Origin of the sequence: Anoxybacillus sp. ST4 (assembly GCF_019448545.1) — a bacterium.
Classification (GTDB): domain Bacteria; phylum Bacillota; class Bacilli; order Bacillales; family Anoxybacillaceae; genus Anoxybacillus; species Anoxybacillus pushchinoensis.
The window spans coordinates 1-24,239 of the sequence record NZ_JAHZOE010000015.1; the positions used below are offsets into that span (position 1 = coordinate 1).

Consider the following 24,239-nt stretch of genomic DNA (forward strand, 5'->3'; position numbering starts at 1 on the left):
GATCATTTGTAATTTTAAGACGTTTCATGTCCTTTCCGCTCCTTTTACACATGAGTATTTAGGAGCAGTATAACCATGTAAAAAGGTGTTCATACAGAAGTTATCACTTTAAAGTGCATGTATATAGAACAATCTATTATTCATAAACTAACAAAGCAACAATTCACAGACTATGCGGATCAGTATAACGAAATTGAAAAAGTTGCATCATTCATTAGAGAAGATAGCCAAGCGCTCGTCGATGTCGAATTGAGCTTGTATCAACCCGTGTACAAACAAATGTTAAAGCATACAGCAAGAATGAATGAATTGGGCGGGACGTTGTTTATTTTAACAACGATTTTAAGCATTGTATTTGCCATATGGTTATCACGGACAATTGTCATTCCAATCCATCATCTCGTTCATGCGGCGAAAAAAATATCAGCTGGTCAACTAGATGCGCGAATTCCTCGCTTCCATGGGCATGATGAAATCGGCTTGCTCGGTAAAACATTTCAACATATGATCGAAAACTTGCGTATATTAATCTCGAAAAATATGGAAATATTAGAGAAAGAAAAACTCGTGCGTGAATTCGAGTTAAAGGCGCTTCAAAGTCAAATTAATCCTCATTTTTTATTTAATACGCTAAACGTCATTTCAAAGCTAGCCTATATTGAAGGAGCAGAGCAAACAAGCGAACTGACCATTTCGACATCTAATTTGTTGAGATATAACTTAAGAAAGTTAGATGAACCTGTTACGTTGCGTGAAGAAGTAGAGCATGCGAAAGAATATTTTGCGATTCAAAAAGCCCGATTTCGCGATCGCGTTTCTTTTCAGCTTGAAGTAGATGAAGCGTGTTTGGATCAACCGATTCCTTGCTTAACGTTGCAACCGCTCATCGAAAATGCTTTTATTCATGGGATTGAAGGAATGGAAAAAGGGGCGAAAATTCAATTAATGATCGAACAAAAAAGAAACTGTATTCAAGTGACGATAGCCGATAACGGTGTAGGAATGCCGTATGATGTGCAAAAAGCGATTATGAACGCATCATATTCATTAACGAAAACAGGCCATTCGACAGGACTTGGATTAGAAAATGTGCTGAGACGTCTCCAACTTTTTTACGGGGTAGAAAAAATACTTGATATACAAAGTGCACCAAACGAAGGAACTGCCATTATTTTGCGACTGCCAAGGAGGGAGAGCGATGTACAAGCTACTTATTGCCGATGATGAACCGCTAGAGCGGGAAGGATTGCAATTGATGATCGAGCGGGCATTTCCGCATACGTTTACGATTTTTCATGCCGAACATGGTCGAAGTGCGATTCAGCAAGTAGAAAAACATCGTCCGCATATTATTTTTATGGATATAAAAATGCCGGGTATTCAAGGACTTGAAGCGATTGCTGAAATTCGAAAGATCGATGCGCAAGCGAAAGTTGCTATTTTAACTGCATATGATTACTTTACATACGCGAAAGAAGCTATTTCTTTAGGTGTAAGCGAATACGTGTTAAAACCAGCTAAAAAGCAGCAAATCATTGATCTGTTACAAAAATTGTTACATCAAATTATGGAAGAACAAGCGATGCGCGAACAACAATTAATTGCTCGTGAAAAGCTTGTTCAGTTGCAAATGTTAAGTGAAACAGCTTGGACATGGTTATTGATGGGGAAGATGGACGAATGCTCTGCACATACGTTTAGTGGTATAGAATTTGAATGCGCGTACGCCATCGTTATTGAATTGGAAAAAAACGATGCATATGAGCGCGAAAAGTGGGAAGAAACGGTGAAACAATGCGTAAAACACCATCGACGTTGTTTATGCAGTCCGCTTCGTCAAAGGCAAATGGCCATTTTTATTGAAAGTCAACCGCATGAGCATGTCATTTCGTTCGTTCAATCGTTGTTAAAGCGCCTCGAGAAGGAACTGAAGCAGCGAATAAAAATAGGAATTGGGACAGTACAGTCAAGCATTGACGGACTGAAACGTTCATACAAAGAAGCGCAGACAGCTGTATGTTATTTATCGTCATTTAGCCGAGTGATGCATATTGACGATGTTCCAATAACGGATGAAGTGGAACAAATTAATTTAAAAACAAACGGCAGTGTCATTGAGCAAGTCGAACTGTTTTTGCACGAAAACTATGGCTATGATGTGACGCTTGAAGAAGTCGCAAAATACGTTCATTTGACACCGTACTATTTTAGTAAACTATTTAAAAAGGAAACGGGACAGACGTTTATTGACTATTTAACAAGTTTACGTATTGAAAAAGCGAAGCAGTTTATGCGTGACGAAGGATTAACTGTGAAAGAAGCTTGTTATCGCGTAGGATATAAAGATCCGAACTATTTCAGCCGTGTGTTTAAAAAAGTGACAAATATGACTCCAACTGAATATCGGCAACAAGTATGCGAGCGTTCGTAAAGCGCTCGCACTTTTTTGTTTCATCACAAAAAAATGCTATCTTGTTTCTTTTTGTCACGATGGAAGCGTTTAAATTGTGCGAATATACAACAAATAAGTGAAGAAAAGAAAGAAAACGCTTTCTTTTTCCTATGTTACGCTTAACATGTAAACCATACGAAAAACAAGGGGGAATACGTGTGAAGTGGTGGAAACATGTCGCGAAGGGAGCGGCAACATTTGTGTTAGCGTCTGCACTAACAGCATGTGGTGTTGTATCTTCAGGAAACGAAGGGGGGAGCGAATCGACGAAAAAAGACGGCGATAAAATTGTGATAGGGCTTTCAATGGACACATTAAAAGAAGAGCGTTGGCAGAGAGATAAGGAATTGTTTGAGGCAAAAGTGAGAGAACTTGGAGCAGAAGTCAAAACATTAGCTGCAAACGGAGATGACGCAGTGCAATTGAGCCAAGCAGAACAGCTCATTTCTGAAGGGGTCGATGTTCTCGTTGTTATCCCACACAATGCTGAGGCGTCAGCGCCAATTGTTGACAAGGCTCACAAAGAGGGTATTCCTGTGATAGCGTACGACCGTTTAATTAAGAATGCTGATGTTGACTATTATGTTTCATTTGACAATGTGCGCGTCGGTGAAATGCAAGCACAAGCGATTGTAGAGAAAGCACCGAAAGGAAACTATGTTTATATTGGTGGAGCAGATACAGATAACAATGCACATTTATTCCGCCAAGGGGCGATGAACGTATTAAAGCCACTTGAAGAAAAAGGCGATATTAAAATTGTTTACGATCAATTCTCGAAAGATTGGAAGCCAGAAGAAGCGTTAAAAAATATGGAAAACGCATTAACAGCAAACAATAACAATATTCAAGCTGTTGTTGCAGCGAACGACGGAACAGCGGGTGGCGTCATTCAAGCGTTAGCAGCACAAGGATTAGCAGGCAAAGTACCTGTTTCAGGGCAGGATGCTGATCTTGCTGCTCTTCAGCGTATCGTCGAAGGGACGCAAACGATGACAGTATATAAACCAATTAAAGCGATTGCGACGAAGGCAGCAGAAATGGCTGTTGCACTAGCGAAAGGTGAAAAAATCGAAACGAATCAAACGGTATCAAACGGCAAAATCGATGTTCCATCTGTATTGCTTGATCCGATTGCGGTAACAAAAGATAACGTATTGGATACAGTCATTAAAGATGGCTACCACAAACTAGAGGACGTGTTTAAAAACGTACCGAAAGATCAATGGCCAAAACAGTGAAAATAGGGGCTGGCTTTGCCAGACCCTTCTTTTCGACATGATACAACGGGAGTGACGTAGATGTATGCATTAGAAATGATCAATATTACGAAAGAGTTTCCCGGTGTGAAAGCGCTTGATCGTGTCAGTTTCAAAGTGAAAAAAGGGGAGATTCACGCGCTTTGTGGTGAAAACGGAGCAGGAAAATCAACGTTGATGAAAGTGTTAAGCGGACTGTATCCAGCTGGCACGTATGAAGGTGAAATTCGCATTGACGGCAAGCCTGTTTCGTTCCGCCATATCGTTGATGCTGAACAGGCAGGCATTGCGATCATTCATCAAGAGCTTGCGCTTGTAAAAGAAATGACAGTTGGTGAAAACATTTTTTTAGGGCGAGAGCCGCGTAAATTTGGCATCATTCAAGGGGATCAATTGTATTATGAAGCAGAAAAATGGTTAAAGAAAGTCGGATTAACCATTTCTCCGCAAACTAAAATTCATTCGCTTGGCATTGGTCAACAGCAATTAGTTGAAATTGCAAAAGCGCTAGCAAAACAAGCTAACATTTTAATTTTAGATGAACCTACAGCTGCGTTAACAGAGAGCGAAGTTGAAATTTTAATGGGCATTTTAGAACAACTGCGCGCACAAGGCGTTGCATGTATTTATATTTCTCATAAAATGCCGGAAGTGTTTCGACTTGCGGATTCAATTACCGTATTGCGCGATGGAAAGTCGATTGCAACGCTTTCGCGAGCGGAAACGAATGAAGATGAAGTTGTTGCACTCATGGTTGGACGCGAGTTGACAGAGCGTTATCCGTATGTCAAAAAAACACCAGGACATGTCGTATTAGAAGTAAAAAATTATTCTGTTTGGCATAAGGAAAAACCGATGAAAGTCAACGACGATATTCATATAACCGTTCGTGCCGGGGAAATCGTCGGAATTGCCGGTTTAATGGGTGCTGGGCGGACAGAACTAGCCATGAGTTTATTTGGAGCGTACGAAGGAAAGGCAGAAGGAGAAGTGTGGATTGAAGGAAAACAAATGCATATTCGTTCCGTGCAAGATGCCATTCGTTCGGGCATTGCCCTTGTCACAGAAGATCGGAAAAGGTTAGGACTTGTACTTGGAATGGACGTAAAGACAAATACGACATTAGCCAGTTTAAAAAACATTAGCCGTTGGCAAGTCATTAATCAAAACGAAGAATTAAAATGGAGTCAAAAATACGTCGATGAATTAAAAACGAAGACGGCTTCGTTAGAAACAACAGTCGGTACATTATCCGGAGGAAATCAACAAAAAGTCGTATTAGCGAAATGGCTAATGGCAAAGCCAAAGCTTTTAATATTAGACGAACCTACGCGCGGCATTGATGTCGGGGCAAAATATGAAATTTATCATTTAATGAATAAATTAGCTGAAGAAGGCGTTGCTATCATGATGATTTCTTCTGAGCTTCCAGAAATTTTAGGGATGAGTGATCGCATTTATGTTATGCGTGAAGGACGAATCGTAAAAGAGTTGTCGCACGATGAAGCAACACAAGAAAATATTATGATGGCAGCGACAGGAGGGGAATGAGTCGTGGAAGTCAAAGCAGTTATTGAACAGCAGCAAAAAAAGAAAAATATACTTGGCAAAGTAGATATTCGCGCCTATACGATGATCGGTGCCCTCGTTGCCATTTGGATTTTTTTCGGAATGTTAAATGAAACATTTTTAAGTGCACGAAACTTATCTAACTTATTTACACAAATGTCAGTTACTGCGATTTTGGCAATCGGGATGGTACTTGTTATTGTTGCGGGACACATTGACCTTTCCGTCGGTTCAATCGTCGGCTTCACAGGAGGCATTGCTGCTATTTTAAGCAATTGGATGGGAATGCCAACATCAGTTGTCATTGTATGTACATTGATTGCAGGAGCCCTTGTTGGCCTTGTACAAGGATGGCTAGTCGCCTATCGAGCCATTCCTGCTTTTATTGTCACGCTAGGCGGAATGATGATTTTCCGTGGGGCGTTAATGGGGATTACGAAATCAACAACTATTCCGATTTTCGATGCGAAGTTCATTGCATTAGGAAGTGCGTATTTTACGAACATGTTCGGTATTGTACTTGCGGTAATCGCTATTGTTTCTCTATTTGTTTCTACGTTTCGTAAGCGTAAATCACGGCAACAATACGGTTTTACTGTTTCGCCATTGCCGCTTGAGATGGCCAAACTGTTTGTTATTAGTATACTGATTTTAGCTTTTGTTCTTACGATGAATAGTTATAAAGGAATTCCGTTCCCTATTATTTTTGTCATTGCATTAGCGCTTATTTTCTCATTTATTGCGACAAAAACGACATTTGGCCGACATGTATATGCAATCGGTGGCAATGCGGAAGCCGCTCGTTTATCTGGAATTAACATTCAACGTCATACGATGATGCTGTTTGTCTTTACTGGACTACTTTCAGCAATTGCTGCGCTCGTTTTAACAGCTCGTTTATCTTCAGCAACGATCTCAGCCGGTCAAATGTACGAACTTGATGCAATCGCTGCTTGTGTCATCGGGGGAACATCATTGATGGGAGGATCCGGTACAATTATTGGCGCGATTATCGGTGCGATGGTCATGACGTCGCTTGATAACGGGATGTCGCTATTAGGCATGGAAACATTTTGGCAATATATTGTAAAAGGAAGCATTTTAATTTTAGCTGTTTGGATTGATATTGCAAGTCGAAAACGAAAAACAAATTAAAAGTAAAAAAGCTGATCGTTATGCGGTCGGCTTTTTTATTTGTTGTATAATGATGTTTGGAGGGATATATGTGCAAATAAATACAGTCATTTTACGATACTTAGAAATGGAATTGAAATCACCGTTTACAACAAGCTTCGGAACGATGAAAAGAAGACCTGTTCTGTTAGTTGAAGTAATTGATGAACATGGTGTGCGTGGATGGGGAGAAGGTGTTGCGTTTGCTGCACCTTGGTATACGGAAGAAACGATCGAAACGATGTGGCATATGCTTGAAGCTTTTTTAATCCCCCTTCTTTTCCAAGCTCCCGTTCATCATCCGGATGAATTGCTTGAACGGTTTTCGATCGTTCGTCGCAATTATATGGCAAAAGCGGCGCTTGAAGGAGCTGTATGGGATTTGTTTGCTAAGCGGCATCATATTCCGTTACACGTAGCATTAGGCGGCGAAAAAAAAGAAGTAGAAGTTGGCGTAAGCATCGGTATTCAACCGATAACGGATTTATTAAAACGGATGGAGCAGGCGCTTATAGAAGGATATAGACGTGTAAAAATAAAAATTAAGCCGGGGTGGGATGTAGATGTCGTTCGCGCTGTTCGTCATCATTTTCCCCATGTGCCGCTTATGGTTGATGCGAACTGTGCTTATTCGTTACGCGACATCGCCCGTCTGCAAGCGCTTGATGATTATGAATTGCTTATGATTGAGCAGCCGCTTGCTGTGGACGATATTGTTGACCATGCGAAATTACAAGCGAAGCTAAAAACGCCGATTTGTTTAGATGAAAGCATTTGTTCATATGAAGATGCAAAAAGGGCGATTGAGCTAAAAAGTTGTCGCGTCATCAACATAAAAATTGGCCGAGTAGGTGGATTAACGGAAGCAAAACGTATTCATGACTTATGTCAGCAACATCATCTTCCTGTATGGTGCGGTGGGATGTTAGAAGGTGGGGTTGGGCGAGCGCACAGCATCGCTTTAGCGACACTTCCATATTTCTCGTTCCCTAGCGATACAGCTGCATCGGCAAATTATTGGGAACGTGATTTCATTACCCCCGAAGTGACTGTCCGTGATGGGCGAATTTTCGTTCGACATGAGTTCGGAATTGGGTATGAAGTTGATGTGACAGAAGTCGAAAAGCGTACAGTTCGTTTAAAAATATGTAAACGTTCGAGAGGATGATCATATGTTTGACCCGACGATTTTTGATAATTTAAAAACGGTGGTAGAAGGGGCAATTTACGATTTAGATATAAGCGATGAAAGCATCGCTGTCGTGGATCGCTCAGACGTTGTTGACTTAGCAAAATTTACGCGCGCGTACGCCCTTTCTTTTCAATTGCGTCATGCCCACCAAGTGACGTGTACCGTTTCGCTTCAAATGACGCTTCAACATATTGCGAACGAGTTGCTATATGAAGATGTCGCGCGAGCTGGTTGCACCGTGACGGTTTCGTTTTCTTTTTCAGCCATAAACGTCGATTGCGTACAAGTTGAACAGACGCTAAAGCATATTTGGGGGGAACACCGTACGGTTATACAAACGCTGACGTACACATATCCAACAGAGGAACGGTACACTCATCAAGTGATGATTGATTTCGGGCGTACGATTAACGAAAGTCATATCGATGATTTATTACATATGATTCCGTACATGATCCGTTCGCTTGAGCAACTTCAACGATATGCGATGTAAAAATGATTGAAGGAATAAACTATTCCAAGTATGATAGAAGTGAAAATGATTATAGTTATCATACTTGGAGTGTGGCAAAATGAAAAAAGTGCATTTTTGCAAGAAAAATAAATTCGCAACAAAAACGTTATATGCGTTTTTAAAAAACACGTTCAAACATGTAAAAATCAAAAGGAAAGATTGTGTGGGCAAATGTAAAACGTGCAAACATTGTCCGTTTATTTTACTCGATGGTGAAGTTGTAAAAGCGAAGACAACGGATGAATTGTATGATCGCATTTCTTATGAAATGACAAAACAATGGTGGGCGTTTCGGGAAAAATAAGCAGGAATTTTTTTATTTTTGTTTAATTTCATGTGTGAAAGGGGGGAAAATGATGTGGTCAGAAATCAAACAAGTGTTATCTCGCATGATGTCCTCACTTGCTTTTGAAACATGGATTGAAGGAACGACAGCAACGATGGAGGAAGATACGGTCACTATTCATTGCACAAACCCAATGCAAAAAAGTTGGATTGAAACGTTGTATATGTCTTACATTGAACAAGCGATCGAAAAAGTTTGCGGAAAACGGGTGGTTGTCAAGTTAGAGGCACCCCATGAGCTTTCTAACGAGCAATTTATGCGTATGTGGAACTACATGATTGCCATCGAAAAACAAACGTGGAATCTTGAAGCGCGCGTCACAAAAGTGGAACAGCGAATGGAAGAAATAGGAAAAGAAGTGGCCCAACTGCGTGAACGTACAGATTTTCTTGAACGACTGCTTGCAACAGATGAGAAACCAATGACAAAAACGTATATTCATTAAAATTAAAATAGGAAAATGTATAGGTAGGTCGGATCATATCTGAGCATATTTCGTAATCAAAGGGTGTCACTGTGCCAGTTTAGACACCCTTTGATTTATTTTTACAAAAACGGGTTGCGCCATTCCATGAGCAAGGCGTAGTTGCACGACTGGGCATCTTCTAAATAATTGGCGACGACCTTCACTGGCGTGCGACCGCAACGAAGTAAAAATGTAATGACAGGGTCTGTGAGTTTTCCGTTTATAACCGCATCTACATATTGTTCGGCCGTCATTTCATTTGCATATTGATAATATGCTGGCATGCGACTGCCACCTAATAACCGTTCAAGCTTTTGATGAACGACAACTTCATACATCGACTGCATAAGCCATTTTCCTAACCCGAGTTTGCGATATGCTGGACGCACACCAATGTCAACGACGTATAACGTATTGCCGTTTCGATTATGATTGCGAATATATCCGTTATCCGTTATTTCTTCCCACGTATGATCAACATCGTTTGGGTGAAAGTTGACGATTAAACCGGTCATCGATCCGACGACTTCCCCGTCAATTTCGACACATAACGCTCCTTCTGGGAAAAGTGTCATATGATTCATAAGCTGCTCTTTATTCCACCATAGTTCAGATGGGAAAGGGGGTGGAAAGCTTTCCTGTTGAATCCGAATTAACGCATCGATATCTTTTTCTTCATAGTTGCGAATGATGGCAGGAATAGGACGATCATCATGAAATACGTAAAGTTGCTTTTTATACATTGTCTTCCTCCTTATGTCCAATCTACATATAAATCTGTGCGACGGTCGCGCCAAGTGGTTACCGATCCGCGCTCGCGAACGTCGTAAAGAAGCTGTAAATCAAGATCAGCTGTAATGATCATATCATCGTTTATTTCTCCTTCGGCTAAAACACCGCGTGGTGGGAACGGAATATCGTTCGGTGTAATGATCGCTGCTTGTCCGAAGTTTGCGCGCATAAAATCAACGGTTGGCAACGACCCGACTGTTCCTGTCGTAACGACGTATACTTGATTTTCAATCGCACGAGCATGGCATGTGTAGCGCACGCGGTGAAACCCGTGACGGTCATCAGTGCATGACGGACAAAAAATGACGTCCGCTCCTTTTGCACGTGCCATACGAACAATTTCAGGAAACTCAATGTCATAACATGTTAAAATCGCAATCGTTCCTTTCGCAGTTTGAAAGATGTGTAACGCATCACCACCATGCATATTCCATTTGTTGGTTTCCGTCGGGGTAATATGCAATTTTGCCTGCTCGGCAATCGTTCCGTCAGGATAAAATAAATGAGCGACATTATATAGCCGATCTCCCTTTTTTATGACATGCGTCCCACCAACAATATGCATATTCGTCTGTTTTGCGAGCGTAGTAAATAGCGAGCGATACGCTTCTGTGAACGTTGGAAGCTCGTCAATCGTTAACGCTTCTTTTGTTTCATCGCCAATGGACATGAGCTGTGTCGTGATAAATTCGGGGAATAGGACAAATTCAGCCCCGAATTCTTGTGCTGTTTTGATATAATGTTCAACTTGTTTCGCGAATTGTTCAAATGATCGAATGGTGTGCAAATGATATTGAACCGCACTGACTCGCATTTTCAATGAAACTCACCTTCTTTTTTTCTATTTTTTCACTATTATAGCGAATATGTTTTATTTTGTCTGAATAGAAGCATTGTTTGTGTAGAAAAAACGATATGTGTGTTACAATAGCGCTAAAGGAGGAATGAAAAATGAGCATTTACGATTTTCATGTACGTACGATTCAAGGAAAAGAGCAATCGTTAGCGCAGTATAAAGGAAAAGTATTATTAATCGTCAATACAGCAAGCAAATGTGGATTGACGCCACAATACGAACAATTGCAACAATTGTACGACAAGTATAAAGAACGCGGTTTTGTTGTGCTCGGTTTTCCGTGCAATCAATTCGGAAATCAAGAACCGGGATCAGAGGAAGACATCTCACAGTTTTGCCAACTCAATTACGGTGTGACGTTTCCGATGTTTGCGAAAGTAGACGTAAACGGTCCAAACGCTCATCCGCTCTTTAACTACTTAACAGAACAAGCGCCAGGTGTGTTAGGAACGAAAGTGGTGAAATGGAACTTTACAAAGTTTTTAGTCGATCGCAAAGGTCAAGTCGTTGCGCGGTTTGCCCCAACGACAAAGCCGGTAGAACTAGAACAACATATTGAGCAATTGCTTAATCAAATCGTCTCTGAATGAAAAAGAGACGGTTTTTTGTTGGGCGTAATCGATTTGTCTATACCGATTTTTGTATAGTGCATATGCTGAGATAGTAGAGATTGACGCCAAATAGGAGGGGTTATATGTTCATTGAACCTTGGATCGTAGATGAAACGATGCATGAGTTTTTCGTGCCGGACTATATTGAACAAATGGCAGAAGATGTTTTGCGCCATTATGATTTATCTGTTCAAAGTAGGCAAGTCGTCACGACGAAACCGGATAAAGGAGGGGCTATTTGGAAATTAGAAACGAACAAAGGACCAAAAAGTTTAAAATTGCTTCATCGCCGTCCAACACGCAGTTTGTTTAGCCTTGGCGCTCAGCGATATTTAGTCGATGTGCAAAAAGCAAATGTCCCACCGATTGTTCAAACGAAAGAAGGAACGGATTATGTGGAGGCGGGAGGGAAGCTATGGTTTGTTGCAGAATGGATCGAACCGTTATTTCCTGTAACGAAAGATTTAGAAGGGGCAAAACAGCTTTGTTATGCGCTCGGCGAATTTCATCGTTTAAGTAAAGGATACGTCCCCCCGAAAGGAGCAGAAATTGCTTCCCGGCTGTATAAATGGCCGAAAACGTACGAAAAAACAATAAACAAAATGGACTGGTTTCGCCAATTAGCGAAGGCGTATAAAGAGATGCCTGCAAGCGCGATGTTATTGGAAGTTGTCGACCGTTTTCAAGCGCAAGCGCGCGAAAGTTTCACCAGACTACAACAATCTCCGTATGACCAATTAGTTGAACTTGGACATAGTGAATGGGGATTAGTGCATCAAGATTATGGGTGGTCGAACGGACAAATGGGTGCGAATGGCATGTGGATTATCGATTTAGATGGTGTCGCGTACGATTTGCCCATTCGAGATTTACGAAAACTGATTTCCGGTACGATGGCTGATTTATACCGTTGGGACGCTCAATGGGTGCGAGAGATGATTAGAGCGTATCATGAAGCCAATCCAATTGACGCTTCATTATATGACATATTGATGATTGATTTGTCACTTCCGAATGAATTTTACAAAAACTTAAAAGAAGTCGTATATGAGCCAGAGTTATTTTTAACAGAACAAACGATGCAACTCATTGAGATCATTGTTGCAACGGATGAAACGAAATGGCCGGTTCTTGCGGAAATTGAAAACGATTGGAAGGAGAACGGAAACAGATGAACATTTTAATGATTTGTACAGAAAAGCTACCTGTTCCTCCCGTGCTCGGTGGTGCGATTCAAACGTATATTGCAGGCATTCTTCCACACCTTCGTCACGCACACCGCATTACTGTGCTAGGTGTACAACATGAAACGCTGCCAAATGAAGAAACGATCGACGGCATTCATTATGTACGCGTTCCGGGTGGGATATTTGACATATATCTCGAACACGTCGTTCAATACGTGCAAGCTCATTCGTTCGATCTTATCCACATTTTTAACCGCCCACGTCTCGTTTTACCAATTCGTCAAGTTGCTCCTCATGCAAAAATTACGCTGAGCATGCATAACGATATGTTTCAACCTACGAAAATCAATCGTGAAGAAGCAGAAGAAGTGATCAAGCAAGTATCAGCGATTGTCACTATTAGCAACTATATCGGTCAAGTCATTCGCGACCTATATCCAGAAGCAGAGGGAAAATTGAGGACGATTTACTCAGGTGTCGATTCTGATCGATTTTTACCAGGGAATCATCCGAATATGGCCCCGATTCGTAAGAAACTACGCCAGACGCACGGAATCGATCAAAAAACAGTCATTTTATTTGCGGGGCGTTTGTCGCCAAATAAAGGGGTTGACAAACTGATTCAAGCGTTGCCGGAACTTGCGAAGCGATTTAACGACTTAGCGCTCGTCATCGTCGGCAGCAAATGGTTTAGTGAAGAAGGGACGACGGACTATATTGCTTACGTTCGTTCGCTAGCTAAAAGATTACCTATTCCTGTTGTGGCGACAGGATTTGTGCCGCCAAATGAAATTCAACATTGGTTTGCCGCAGCTGATTTATTTGTTTGTACATCGCAATGGCAAGAGCCGCTTGCTCGCGTTCATTATGAAGCGATGGCGGCCGGGCTTCCGATTGTTACAACTGCTCGTGGTGGCAATCCAGAGGTCATCGTTCCAAATGAAAATGGTGTTGTTGTCGAAAGACCAGAAGATCCGCAAGACTTTGTGGAAAAAATGGAATATGTGTTGTCCAATTGTACGCTAATGAAAAAAATGGGAGAAAACGGGCGTAAATTAGCAACATCACTTTATCGTTGGGAGCGCGTGGCATCAGACCTACTCCGTGTATGGCAACATGTCGAACAAACTGAGCTTTCGCCAATACAAGCAACTGTTTCTGTTGAAGAAATCGTTGAGCAAGTCGTTGAAAAACAGCCGACTGAGCCGGTTTTACCATCTCTACAGCTAATTGAAGAAGAAATAGTTTTAAGAAAAAAAAGGAAAAAAGCATTTGTATGGGCGATTACGACATAAAACTCCCACTTATGTTTGTGGGAGTTTCGGTCTTGTTTGCATATATAAATAAAAGTCATCGTTTTGTTTTTCTGTGATGACATCACGTAAAATTTGAGCGAGGACTGTGCTATACACGGTTCCGTTATCTCCGTAAGCATAGACGAAATAACAGTTTGGAAAGGAATCGTACACACCAATCATCGGAAGACCATCGTGCGTCCCACCGTAAAAGGCAGCTAAATAAAATTCAGGAACGACGCGAATATCGGGGAAAAGTCGATGAAATTCCTCGATCAGTCGTTCTTTTTTATGCATAAGCTTAGCGTCGCGATCATCCGCATACGCTGTATTTTCATCAAGCCCTCCGATAATAATGCGATCGTCAGCCGTTGTTCGCATATATACATACGGACGGGCTGTCTCCCAAATGAGCGTTCGTTTATACCAACTTGAAAAATTTTCAACTCGATTTGTAATAACCGCATACGAACTAACGAGTAACGCTTTTTTTTCTTGTTTCACTTCTAACGTTTCGTAGCCTGCGGCAAAAATGACTTTCCGAGCTCGAATGGAATGCCCATTTTTCGTATAACATGTTGCCATATGTTGTTCGAGTTTTTTTCCGTTGATTTCTGTTTCTTCGAAAATACGCACGCCACGTTGTTTTGCATATTCCAATAAACCAATTGTCAACTTATACGGGTTTAATTCTCCATCCCCCGTTGTATATAAAGCAGCATGTTTTGTAAATGGATAATGGCTACGAATTTGTTGTTCATTCAACCAGACAACAGGATAGCCTTGTTTTTTTAACGCCGTATATTCTTTTTCAAGCTTTTGGACATCTTCCGCAACGCTTGCATAATACAAACTATCCCTTCTTTGAAATTCCACATCGATATGTAAGCAATTTGCTGCCCTTTCAAGTTCATCGACGGCTTGTTGACAAAGCGTTAAATGACGTGCGGCATACGTTTCGCCAAAGCTGTTAACGAGTTCAAAAAACATTTTATCCCCGAGACATTGAATGAGTGCTGTATTTGTCATCGTACTTCCGTATCCTGCTTTTCGTTTATCGACCACGACAACGTCTAAATCTGTTTCGCTTAAATAATAGGCGCATAGCGCCCCTGAACCGCCCGCTCCGACAATCAACACGTCGCATTGTATGTCGTTCTCAAGAGGGGGATACGAAGGAGCATCGGGAAATGTCGTTGGCCAATATAACTTTCCTGTTTGTAAATCCATTGCGATAACCACCTTTCTTTTTTGTTCTGGTCTTTTTTAGATTGACCTGCATATGTAAAAGTATGCGACAACAACTACTCGATTTATATATTGACATAGCAAAAAGCTTTCTTATTTTTGGAATATTTGATAAAATAGGACGAAACGACAATGGGCATGTGAGAAAGTAGGGATGGAATGTGAAAGTATTTTTGGACTTAATGTGGTTTTTTAAGCAAGAAAAAAAAGCGTATATGATCGGAGTTATATTGCTTGCGATTGTGTCGTTGCTTGAGCTTGTTCCACCGAAAGTGATTGGGCACGTTGTTGATGCGATAAAAGCGGGGGAATTGACGAAAGAAAAGCTTGTAATGTGGTTAAGCTTGCTTGCAGGTGTAGCAATTTGTATGTACGGTTGTCGTTACGTTTGGCGGACGATGATTTTTGGATCAGCAGCGAAGCTTGCTCGATTGTTGCGCGATCGGCTGTACGGTCACTTTACAACGATGTCTCCGTCATTTTATCAAAATCGCCGCATCGGTGATTTAATGGCACATGCGACAAATGATTTACAAGCGATTCAACAAACAGCGGGTGTTGGCGTCTTAACGCTTGTCGATTCACTATGCATCGGGGGTTTTGTCATTGCGACGATGGCCTTTACAATTAGCTGGAAACTGACGCTCATTTGTTTATTGCCGATGCCGCTTATGGCTTATTTAACAAGCTACTATGGTTCGCTACTTCATCAACGGTTTCATCATGCGCAAGAGGCATTTTCTGCTTTAAACGATAAAGTGCAAGAAAGCATTGCGGGCGTGAAAGTAATAAAAACGTTCGGACAAGAAAAAGAAGAAATCGAATCGTTTCGAGTACAAGCGGATGACGTCGTTCAAAAAAATATGGCGGTTGCTCGCATTGATTCATTGTTTGATCCAACGATTTCGCTCATTGTCGGCGTGTCGTTTTTTTTAGCGATTGTTTTTGGTGCTCGTTTTGTTGTGCAAGGAGAATTGACAATCGGACAGCTAATTTCGTTTACGATGTATTTAGGTCTCCTTATTTGGCCAATGTTAGCGTTCGGATGGTTATTTAATATTGTCGAACGCGGTCGCGCTTCGTATGACCGTGTTTCCTCGTTGTTGCGCGAAAAACCAGATATACAAGAAAATGAAGGATTACTTGATGAAGTACCGACAGGTGACATCACGTACGACATTCGTTCCTTTACGTATCCGAATGAAACGGAGCCAACATTACAGCATATTCAGTTTACATTAAAAAAAGGAGAAACGTTAGGAATTGTTGGGAAAACAGGGGTCGGAAAGACAACGCTTTTAAAAATATTATTGCGCGAGTTTGTTGGAATGGATGGAGACGTTTATTTTGGCGGACATTCCATTACACAATATCGGTTAGAACGATTGCGCGAAGCCATTGGTTATGTACCACAAGATCATTTTCTTTTTTCTGCCTCCATTCGTGACAATATTGCTTTTGCTCGACCAGATGCGAGTCAAGAAGAAGTAGAGCATGTTGCCAAACTCGCCCAAGTGCACGATGATATTGTACAGTTTCCAGAAGGGTATGAAACAGTTGTTGGTGAAAGAGGTGTGTCTTTATCGGGAGGACAAAAGCAACGGCTATCGATTGCGCGCGCTCTATTACTTGACCCAGAAGTGCTTATTTTAGACGATTCGCTATCCGCTGTCGATGCGCAAACGGAAGAGCGCATTTTACGAGCGTTGAAAGAAACCCGGGCCGGAAAGACGACGATGATTGCGACGCATCGGTTAAGTGCCATTCAACACGCACATTTGATTTTAGTGCTTGAAGATGGAAACATTATTCAGCGAGGTACGCACGAAGAGCTTGTTTCCAAAGATGGTTGGTATCGAGATATGTACGTTCGCCAACAGCTTGAACAGTTTGTGGAACGTGGAGGTGTACAATGAGATCGAATATAAATCAACGGCAAGTGTTTATGCGGCTCATGAGCTATGCAAAACCGCATCGAAAATCGCTATTGTTTGCTTTTTTTCTTTTAGCGTTAACGACTGCAGGGGAAGTGCTTGGGCCGATTATCGTGAAAATTTTTATTGATAACTATTTAACACATATGACATTCCCGCTTCAAGCAATGATCGGACTAGCAGCCGCTTACGTCGCGATCCACATTGGGAAAGTCGTTCTATCTTATTTTCAATTGTTAAAGTTTCAAGAAATTGCACTAAAAATTATTCAACAACTTCGTATCGATGTTTTTTCTAAAGTACAATCGTTAGGAATGCGCTATTTTGATCGGACGCCAGCCGGAAGTATCGTATCGCGAGTGACAAATGATACGGAAGCGATTAAAGAAATGTTTGTTGAAGTGCTCGTTACATTTATTCAAAGTGCTTTTTTCTTAGTCGGTGTATTTGTTGCGATGTTTTTGCTCGATGTTCGTTTAGCTACTTTTTGTTTAGTGATTTTACCGATTATTTATATCATTATTCGTACGTATCGAAAGTATAGCTCGGTGTTTTATAGCGATTTGCGTGAGCGGTTAAGCCAGTTGAATGCAAAGTTAAATGAGTCGCTTCAAGGTATGGCGATCATTCAAGCGTTCCGTCAGCAAAAACGAATGAGAGAGCAATTTGGAAATATTAACGAAAAACATTATATAGCCGCAATGAAAAATATTAAACTTGATAGTTTATTGCTTCGTCCAGCGACAGACGTTGTTTATGTGTTTTCGCTTATTGTCGTTTTAAGTTATTTTGGCATCTCTTCTTTTCAAAGTCCGGTTGAAATTGGTGTGTTGTACGCCTTCGTCAATTATTTAGAGCGTTTTTTTGAACCGATTAACCAAATGATGATGCGTTTATCGATGTTTCAGCAAGCGCTCGTTGCTTCGTCGCGCGTGTTTCAATTGTTAGATGAACGAGAAGAAGAGCCGAAACAAGATGAGCAACCACTTGTTATTGAAAAAGGAACGGTGGAATTTCGCAATGTATCGTTTAGTTATGATGGAAAACGCGACGTGTTAAAAAATATTTCGTTTATCGCTCGACCTGGAGAAACAGTTGCGCTCGTCGGTCATACAGGAAGCGGAAAAAGCTCAATTATTCAACTGCTTATGCGCTTTTATGAGTTTGAACGTGGAGAAATTTTGATTGACGGCAAGTCGATTAAAGCTTATCCGAAAAAGGAGTTACGAAAAAATATCGGCCTTGTCCTTCAAGATCCGTTTTTGTTTTATGGAACGGTGCGAGATAATATTCGGCTTTACAATCAAAGTTTAACGGAGAACGATATTGAACAAGCGGCGAAATTTGTTCAAGCGCATTCGTTTATTGAAAAGCTACCAAAAGGATATGATCATCCTGTAACAGAGAGAGGAACGACGTTTTCGAGCGGTCAACGTCAGCTCATTGCCTTTGCTCGTACGATTGCGATCAATCCGAAAATATTAGTGCTTGATGAAGCAACGGCAAATATTGATACAGAAACGGAGGAAGCGATTCAAGAAGCGCTCGAAAAAATGAGAAAAGGACGGACGACGATTGCGATTGCTCATCGTTTATCGACCATTCAAGATGCCGATCAAATTCTCGTTTTGCATCAAGGCGAAATTGTTGAGCGCGGTACGCATCAACAGCTGCTTGCCAAACGAGGGTTATATTATCGGATGTACGTCTTGCAAAATGGGTTAACCGAAGATGTATGTATATAAAAGTTTCTGAAGCTTGTTTTAGTTTTGTAAAGCACATTTGTCGAAACCGCCATGTTAAGTGGCGGTTTCGCAATATACGATTTCCCCTAGTTTTGGTACACATAGCTGCTCGCTTGGAAGGTTGCGCCGTTCCCATTCGGCATATAGGCGATCTAGCGCTTCTTTTGGTGTATCGTCAGCGAGTGGAAATGTACCGTAATGCATCGGAATAAATGTGTTGGCACCGCAATCAACAAATGCTTGTACAGCCTCTTCTGGTGTCACATGTTGAGGCCCCATAAACCATTCGGGTTCATATGCCCCAATAGGCAGCAACGCATAATCAATATGAAAACGAGCTCCAATGTCACGAAACCCACGAAAATATCCACTATCCCCGGCAAAGTAAAACGTTGGTTTTCCTTCTGTTTCAATCACCCATCCTCCCCAATGGGATGCATTTGTATCAAATAGTGTTCGTTTCGACCAATGTTGTGCTGGGACAAACGTAAATGAAACATCCCGCTCCACAACGGTTTCCCACCAATCACATTGTACGACACGCTCTATTCCTCTTTTGAGAAACGATGAGCGTAATCCGCTCGGTACAAGGATAAGTGGAGTTCCCTTCAATTTTTTTATACTGGAAAAATGCAAATGGTCATAGTGGCTATGAGAAATAAGTACGATATCGACAGGAGGTACGTCGTCAATCGAAACAGCTGGATCCGTTAGCCTACGAATGGTTCCTAATCGTTTTGCCCATACGGGATCTGTAACAATCGTTAGTCCGTTTACTTGAATAATAAACGTAGCGTGCCCTATCCATGTGAGTAATGTTTGATCCCGATTCGCATGTAGCCGCGAAGGATCAATATGTTCGCGCGGCAAAGTATATGACCAATCTTTCTTTTTTTGTCTCCTTTCCGCATACCAACGCCGCAAATCAGCAAATGACTTAGTTGTAGTAATCCCATCTAAATTTTCATATCGTTTTCTCATTTTTCTCCTCCCAAAACTCTGTTTCATTCGAACATGACGTTCTGTTATATATAAAAATTTGTTGTTATATAACATAATTTCATTATTTTTTTTGTTTGTATAAGTAAAAAATATGGTTATGTTTGATTTTTGTCACATCTCTTTTTTGAAATTTTTTATAAAATGAAAGAGCAACTGACGGATGAGGGGGGATACGATGTCTATTTTACCAAAAACAAATGAGTTAGGCTTTTTCGAGATACGTTTAGAATCGATCGGGGGACTAGGAGCAAATTTAGCAGGAAAAATGCTGGCGGAAGTAGGTGCCCTTGGGCACGGATTAAACGCGTCAAACTTTTCCACATACGGATCCGAAAAGAAAGGCTCTCCGGTGAAAAGTTACATTCGTTTTTGCGATGAACACGTACATATTCGTGATCATAGTCCGATCGAACAACCGCATGTCATCGGAGTTTTTCATGAAGCGCTCTATAAAATGGTTGATGTCGTTAGTGGATTGCGCCCGAATGGCATTGTGCTCGTCAATTCTGTACGAAGTGCTGAACATATTCGTCGCGATTTACGTTTGCCATATGGAACGCTTGCGGTCATCGATGCACTTGGGATTGCGGTAGAGGAAAAAACAAAAGTAAATACGGCTATGCTCGGGGCATTATTTCGCATTTGCCACTTTCTTGATCCTGAAAAAATGAAAAGTGTTATTCGTAAAACGTTTGAAAAAAAATATCCACATCTCGTTGAGGCGAACATTCGTACATTCGAGCGCGGATATGAGGAAGTTCGTTTTTATGAAAGTGAAAACCTTTCATTAGCATCTGAAACGTCGTTTTCCCGTCCGTATCCTTTGTTTGGATATGAAACACAAACGATCGGTGGGGTGATCATAACAAACGGAAATAGTGTATTGAAAGATGTAAGTGGCTCTCGACAAGGGTTTTTGCCGAAGTGGGAGAAAGATGCCTGTATTCACTGTGCAGCATGTGATACTGTTTGTCCAGATTTTTGTTTTGTTTGGGAAGAAGAGGAGGATCGTAAAGGTAGAAAACAAATGTTTTTGAAGGGGATTGACTATCAATATTGCAAAGGTTGTTTGAAATGCGTAGAAGCATGCCCAACAAGCGCATTAACGTCATATCGTGAACAAGTTGGTTTTGCCGAGGCGCACACGGTAAAACGAATGACAATTTGAAAGGAGGAGGATAGAGATGGAACAAGTAGTCACATTTGAGTCTGGAAATGAGATGGCAGCACTTGCAGCAGCACAAATTAATTATCATCTTATGGGCTATTTCCCAATTACACCATCAACGGAAATCGCCCAGTTATTAGATCAAATGAAAGTGCGTGGAGAACATGATATTGTACTTATTCCTGCTGATGGGGAGCACGGATCCGCAGGAATTTGCTATGGCGCAGCGGTGATGGGAGCTCGTGTGTTTAATGCAACAAGTGCTAACGGTCTTATGTATATGTTAGAACAGTTGCCTGTTCAATCGGGCACACGATTTCCAATGGTTATGAATTTAGTGACACGTTCGATTAGTGGGCCGTTAGATATTCGTGGCGATCATTCAGACTTATATTTTGCTTTAAATACAGGATGGGTTATTTTAACAGCACGTACTCCTCAAGCGGTATACGATATGAATATTATCGCTTTAAAAATTGCTGAACATGAGGATGTGCGTTTGCCAGTCATTGTGGCATATGACGGATTTTTCACATCGCATCAAAAGCGGAAAGTGCAATATTTCAAAGATCGTCAAGTCGTTCAAGCGTTTATTGGGGAACGTCCAACCCATTTTCCAAACGCATCTGATCCACGGAAACCAGTAACCATTGGTGCACATATGAATGGTGATGACTTAATTAATAATCATTATCAACAATCAGAAGCGTTATATCGGGCAGCTCATGTATTTCAACAAGTGGCGGGAGAATATGCGCAATTGTCAGGACGGGAGTATCCTTTTGTTGATTTGTATAAAATGGAAGACGCAGAAGTCGCGTTATTTTTAATTAACTCAGCGGCTGAAACAGCAAAAGATGTCGTCGATCAATTAAGGGCAAAAGGAGTAAAAGCAGGTGTCATTAGTCCAAATATCATTCGTCCATTTCCGAGCGAGGCGATTCGTCAAGCATGTAAACATGTAAAAGTTCTTCTTGTAGGGGAGCGTGCCGATTCATACGGGGCGTATGGGGGGAACATGACGCATGAAATTAAGTCCGCTCTCAAAGAAGATCCACGCAATCAAACTATTGTTTTAACACGCATTTTTGGACTTGGTGGAAAAGATTTTTATCCAGATGATGCAAAGGCATTTTTTGATATTGCTTTACAAACTTTAGAAAAAGGATTTGCAGAAAAACCATTTGATTATTTTGGTCATGTACCAGGAAATTCTGAGCATAGATGGGAAAAAGTGATGAAACCGATGCATGGGGATGCGTTTAAAAGTGGACTTATTCAAGTGACTGAAGATGAAGAGACAAAAAGATTAAAAGTGAAAATTCCTCCACTTCGGGCGTTAACAGCAAAACCGAAACGATTAGCCCCGGGCCACGGAGCATGTCCAGGGTGTGGTATTTTCCCAGCTCTTGAGTTGTTTTTTAAAGGGATTGAAGGGGATGTTGTCGTTTTATTTCAAACGGGCTGTGCTTATGTCGTGACGACAGCATATCCATACAGCTCACATAAACAAACAATGATTCATAACTTGTTCCAAAACGGTCCAGCTACATTATCTGGAGCGGTAGAAGCCTTTTTTGAGATGAAACGTCGCGGAGATATTGAAATTTCCGATGATATCACATTTGTCATGGTGACAGGTGACGGTGGGATGGACATCGGTATGGGATCAGCGATCGGCACGGCACTTCGTAACCATAAACTAATTATGCTAGAATATGACAATGAAGGATATATGAATACTGGATCACAAATGTCGTATTCAACACCAATCGGACACATGACGAGTACAACAGGTGTTGGGAAGAAACAGAAAGGAAAAGCGTCTCATCATAAAGATACAGCGCAAATGATGGCCGCTACAAACATTCCGTACGTATTTACAGCAACAGAAGCGTTTCCGCAAGATTTAATTAAAAAAGCAGCAAAGGCCCAATGGTATGCGCAACATGAAGGAACGGCGTACGGTAAACTACTTATCACATGTCCATTAAACTGGAAATCAGAAGAGCGATACGGCGAAAAAATAATGAAAGCAGCGGTAGATTCATGTTTCTTCCCGTTATATGAAGTAGAGCGGGGAAAAACGACAATTACGTACGATCCAGAGGAAAAAAATAAGCGCGTGCCGCTAGAAGAATGGTTGAAATACATGGGGAAAGCAAAGCATTTACTAAAAGAAGAAAATCGCGAGCTACTGGCTGCTTTTGAACAAGAAGTAGAGAGGAGATGGCGTCGTTTAAAAGCGATGCACGAACATCCGTATTTATAAAAAACATGTGCATTAAACATAGAACTGGCCATAACATGTGCCCAGTTCTATTTTTTATTTTTCATATTGACTATAATAGATGTATAAAGAAGAGGGAATATGGCCGCGTCGTGATGAACAATAGATGAATATATTATAGTAAAAAATGATTGGAGAGAAGAGCGTTGGAAGATGTTATCCTTCAACACGCGGAACAGTTGAAGCATTGGGAAGAAAAACAAAAAGAGATTTTACAAGAATTAATTCAAAACCAACAAAAAATTCATCAGCAAAACGATTTATATTATAACGAAAAAGAAGAGACGCGCATTATTGAACGATATTATGAGCATATTCATGATCAAACGGACGGAACGTTTTTATTTCAAGCATATCACGATTTAATTAAGCGGACACATATACGCCGCATGCCATATTTTTTGAGTAAAGATTATTATTTGTACACGTGGGTCGATTTACAACCAGATGGAACAGTAAAAAGCATTTATTCAGGAAAAAAGAAAGACCCACGTGCGGTGATTTTACAAGATTATGAGACAATCCAAAAGCGATATGAGCAATTTATTCAACTTGTGAAAAAAGCAAAAAAAGGTGAACTTGATCTAGAGCAAAAGATAAAAATGGTTGATAAACAATTTAAATTTAATGCAGAACATGTTGTTCCGCAATCGTGGTTTGGGGCCAAGGAGCCGATGAAAGGAGACTTGCATCACTTATTTGTTTGTGAACCGCGTTGTAATTCGATTCGCTCGAATTTTCCGTATGCCGATTTTCCGTTTTATGAACCAGAGTCTCCTGATGAAGTCGTTCAAAATGATTGCGGCGTCGCACACGAGGAGCATTTTGAACCGGAACACGGGAAAGGGGCGGTAGCTCGGGCGATGATGTACTTTCTCGTTCGCTATCCGCGTGCAATCAAACATCCGTTTGTCGATCAAATCAATATTCCACTTCTTGTCCAATGGCATAAACGCTTTCCTGTTACAATGTATGAAAGACATCGAAATGCGGCGATTTTTCGAATTCAAGGAAATCGCAACCCATTTATTGATAAACCAAATCTTGCTGAACAGCTTTATTTTCTAATTGGGCGTAAAAGCAGATAGGCGTTCGCACACATTCTCCTCTTTTTCATATGCTGTATTACAGTTTATGAAA

Annotated in this window: 21 protein-coding genes; 17 read left to right on the forward strand and 4 right to left on the reverse strand. The window is 41.0% G+C overall.

The annotated features are described in order from the left end of the window. Positions 1–117: 117 nt before the first annotated feature. The 9 genes from K1I44_RS10105 to K1I44_RS10145 all read left to right on the forward strand — a co-directional run bounded on the left by K1I44_RS10105 (position 118) and on the right by K1I44_RS10145 (position 8,950). Complete coding sequence (locus K1I44_RS10105) at positions 118–1,224, forward strand: sensor histidine kinase (RefSeq protein ID WP_255573367.1); 1,107 nt, start codon at positions 118–120, stop codon at positions 1,222–1,224. After that, positions 1,199–2,431, forward strand: a complete 1,233-nt coding sequence (locus K1I44_RS10110; RefSeq protein WP_219986063.1) for a helix-turn-helix domain-containing protein — start codon at positions 1,199–1,201, stop codon at positions 2,429–2,431. Before K1I44_RS10105 ends, K1I44_RS10110 begins: the two co-directional genes overlap by 26 nt. 179 nt (positions 2,432–2,610) lie before the next feature. Beyond that, positions 2,611–3,693 (forward strand): D-xylose ABC transporter substrate-binding protein, encoded by a 1,083-nt coding sequence (gene xylF, locus K1I44_RS10115; RefSeq protein WP_219986064.1) that lies wholly within the window; start codon positions 2,611–2,613, stop codon positions 3,691–3,693. A gap of 60 nt (positions 3,694–3,753) precedes the next feature. Beyond that, positions 3,754–5,262 carry a xylose ABC transporter ATP-binding protein gene (locus K1I44_RS10120; protein ID WP_219986065.1) on the forward strand — a complete coding sequence of 503 codons (1,509 nt, stop codon included), beginning with the start codon at positions 3,754–3,756 and terminating at the stop codon, positions 5,260–5,262. Positions 5,263–5,265: 3 nt separating this feature from the next. Next, on the forward strand, positions 5,266–6,435 hold the full coding sequence (locus K1I44_RS10125; RefSeq protein ID WP_219986066.1) for a sugar ABC transporter permease: 1,170 nt from the start codon (positions 5,266–5,268) through the stop codon (positions 6,433–6,435). A 64-nt stretch (positions 6,436–6,499) separates the two neighbouring features. Then, positions 6,500–7,621, forward strand: coding sequence for an o-succinylbenzoate synthase (gene menC / locus K1I44_RS10130; protein ID WP_219986099.1), 1,122 nt, complete (start codon positions 6,500–6,502; stop codon positions 7,619–7,621). Positions 7,622–7,625: 4 nt separating this feature from the next. Then, positions 7,626–8,138 carry a hypothetical protein gene (locus tag K1I44_RS10135; RefSeq protein WP_091700824.1) on the forward strand — a complete coding sequence of 171 codons (513 nt, stop codon included), beginning with the start codon at positions 7,626–7,628 and terminating at the stop codon, positions 8,136–8,138. Between the two features lie 79 nt (positions 8,139–8,217). Then, positions 8,218–8,463: a DUF1450 domain-containing protein gene (locus tag K1I44_RS10140; protein ID WP_219986067.1), complete on the forward strand. Its 246-nt coding sequence runs from the start codon at positions 8,218–8,220 to the stop codon at positions 8,461–8,463. Between the two features lie 52 nt (positions 8,464–8,515). Continuing rightward, entirely contained in the window at positions 8,516–8,950 is a 435-nt protein-coding gene (locus tag K1I44_RS10145; RefSeq protein WP_219986068.1) for a DnaA N-terminal domain-containing protein, read from the forward strand. A gap of 101 nt (positions 8,951–9,051) precedes the next feature. Here the strand turns inward: K1I44_RS10145 and K1I44_RS10150 are convergent, their stop codons facing one another. Both K1I44_RS10150 and K1I44_RS10155 read right to left on the reverse strand, forming a co-directional pair. Further along, positions 9,052–9,714, reverse strand: a complete 663-nt coding sequence (locus K1I44_RS10150) for a GNAT family N-acetyltransferase (protein WP_219986069.1) — start codon at positions 9,712–9,714, stop codon at positions 9,052–9,054. A gap of 11 nt (positions 9,715–9,725) precedes the next feature. Next, positions 9,726–10,583 (reverse strand): carbon-nitrogen hydrolase family protein, encoded by an 858-nt coding sequence (locus K1I44_RS10155; protein ID WP_219986070.1) that lies wholly within the window; start codon positions 10,581–10,583, stop codon positions 9,726–9,728. Positions 10,584–10,714: 131 nt separating this feature from the next. Between K1I44_RS10155 and K1I44_RS10160 the strand changes: the two genes are divergently transcribed. The 3 genes from K1I44_RS10160 to K1I44_RS10170 all read left to right on the forward strand — a co-directional run bounded on the left by K1I44_RS10160 (position 10,715) and on the right by K1I44_RS10170 (position 13,712). Beyond that, positions 10,715–11,209: a glutathione peroxidase gene (locus K1I44_RS10160; protein WP_219986071.1), complete on the forward strand. Its 495-nt coding sequence runs from the start codon at positions 10,715–10,717 to the stop codon at positions 11,207–11,209. A 104-nt stretch (positions 11,210–11,313) separates the two neighbouring features. Further along, positions 11,314–12,405, forward strand: a complete 1,092-nt coding sequence (locus K1I44_RS10165; protein WP_075039633.1) for a CotS family spore coat protein — start codon at positions 11,314–11,316, stop codon at positions 12,403–12,405. Next, positions 12,402–13,712: a glycosyltransferase family 4 protein gene (locus K1I44_RS10170; protein WP_219986072.1), complete on the forward strand. Its 1,311-nt coding sequence runs from the start codon at positions 12,402–12,404 to the stop codon at positions 13,710–13,712. The genes K1I44_RS10165 and K1I44_RS10170 overlap by 4 nt, the downstream gene beginning before the upstream one ends. 9 nt (positions 13,713–13,721) lie before the next feature. Here K1I44_RS10170 and K1I44_RS10175 read toward each other — a convergent pair whose 3' ends face one another. Further along, complete coding sequence (locus K1I44_RS10175; RefSeq protein ID WP_219986073.1) at positions 13,722–14,942, reverse strand: NAD(P)/FAD-dependent oxidoreductase; 1,221 nt, start codon at positions 14,940–14,942, stop codon at positions 13,722–13,724. Between the two features lie 179 nt (positions 14,943–15,121). On the opposite strand from K1I44_RS10175, the gene K1I44_RS10180 reads away from it, so the two are divergent. Beyond that, a complete protein-coding gene (locus tag K1I44_RS10180; protein WP_219986074.1) occupies positions 15,122–16,876 on the forward strand; it encodes an ABC transporter transmembrane domain-containing protein in 1,755 nt (584 codons plus the stop codon). Then, positions 16,873–18,639: an ABC transporter ATP-binding protein gene (locus K1I44_RS10185; protein WP_219986075.1), complete on the forward strand. Its 1,767-nt coding sequence runs from the start codon at positions 16,873–16,875 to the stop codon at positions 18,637–18,639. The genes K1I44_RS10180 and K1I44_RS10185 overlap by 4 nt, the downstream gene beginning before the upstream one ends. Before the next feature lie 54 nt (positions 18,640–18,693). Here K1I44_RS10185 and K1I44_RS10190 read toward each other — a convergent pair whose 3' ends face one another. Further along, entirely contained in the window at positions 18,694–19,620 is a 927-nt protein-coding gene (locus tag K1I44_RS10190; protein WP_219986076.1) for an MBL fold metallo-hydrolase, read from the reverse strand. A gap of 196 nt (positions 19,621–19,816) precedes the next feature. Between K1I44_RS10190 and K1I44_RS10195 the strand changes: the two genes are divergently transcribed. The 3 genes from K1I44_RS10195 to K1I44_RS10205 all read left to right on the forward strand — a co-directional run bounded on the left by K1I44_RS10195 (position 19,817) and on the right by K1I44_RS10205 (position 24,187). Further along, complete coding sequence (locus tag K1I44_RS10195) at positions 19,817–20,809, forward strand: 2-oxoacid:acceptor oxidoreductase family protein (RefSeq protein WP_003395989.1); 993 nt, start codon at positions 19,817–19,819, stop codon at positions 20,807–20,809. Between the two features lie 16 nt (positions 20,810–20,825). Continuing rightward, the gene (locus tag K1I44_RS10200) at positions 20,826–23,081 is read left to right on the forward strand and encodes a thiamine pyrophosphate-dependent enzyme (RefSeq protein ID WP_219986077.1); all 2,256 of its coding nucleotides are present in this window, start codon (positions 20,826–20,828) and stop codon (positions 23,079–23,081) included. Between the two features lie 164 nt (positions 23,082–23,245). After that, positions 23,246–24,187, forward strand: coding sequence for an endonuclease I family protein (locus tag K1I44_RS10205; protein ID WP_219986078.1), 942 nt, complete (start codon positions 23,246–23,248; stop codon positions 24,185–24,187). Positions 24,188–24,239 lie beyond the last annotated feature (52 nt).

Coding starts and splice junctions, on each gene's coding strand:
- K1I44_RS10190 (WP_219986076.1), bottom strand. CDS start 19,620: ATGAGAAAACGATATGAAAATTTAGATGGGATTACTACAACTAAGTCA.
- K1I44_RS10110 (WP_219986063.1), top strand. CDS start 1,199: ATGTACAAGCTACTTATTGCCGATGATGAACCGCTAGAGCGGGAAGGA.
- K1I44_RS10120 (WP_219986065.1), top strand. CDS start 3,754: ATGTATGCATTAGAAATGATCAATATTACGAAAGAGTTTCCCGGTGTG.
- K1I44_RS10175 (WP_219986073.1), bottom strand. CDS start 14,942: ATGGATTTACAAACAGGAAAGTTATATTGGCCAACGACATTTCCCGAT.
- K1I44_RS10135 (WP_091700824.1), top strand. CDS start 7,626: ATGTTTGACCCGACGATTTTTGATAATTTAAAAACGGTGGTAGAAGGG.
- K1I44_RS10145 (WP_219986068.1), top strand. CDS start 8,516: ATGTGGTCAGAAATCAAACAAGTGTTATCTCGCATGATGTCCTCACTT.
- K1I44_RS10165 (WP_075039633.1), top strand. CDS start 11,314: ATGTTCATTGAACCTTGGATCGTAGATGAAACGATGCATGAGTTTTTC.
- K1I44_RS10140 (WP_219986067.1), top strand. CDS start 8,218: ATGAAAAAAGTGCATTTTTGCAAGAAAAATAAATTCGCAACAAAAACG.
- K1I44_RS10160 (WP_219986071.1), top strand. CDS start 10,715: ATGAGCATTTACGATTTTCATGTACGTACGATTCAAGGAAAAGAGCAA.
- K1I44_RS10195 (WP_003395989.1), top strand. CDS start 19,817: ATGTCTATTTTACCAAAAACAAATGAGTTAGGCTTTTTCGAGATACGT.
- K1I44_RS10150 (WP_219986069.1), bottom strand. CDS start 9,714: ATGTATAAAAAGCAACTTTACGTATTTCATGATGATCGTCCTATTCCT.
- K1I44_RS10185 (WP_219986075.1), top strand. CDS start 16,873: ATGAGATCGAATATAAATCAACGGCAAGTGTTTATGCGGCTCATGAGC.
- K1I44_RS10170 (WP_219986072.1), top strand. CDS start 12,402: ATGAACATTTTAATGATTTGTACAGAAAAGCTACCTGTTCCTCCCGTG.
- K1I44_RS10105 (WP_255573367.1), top strand. CDS start 118: ATGTATATAGAACAATCTATTATTCATAAACTAACAAAGCAACAATTC.
- K1I44_RS10200 (WP_219986077.1), top strand. CDS start 20,826: ATGGAACAAGTAGTCACATTTGAGTCTGGAAATGAGATGGCAGCACTT.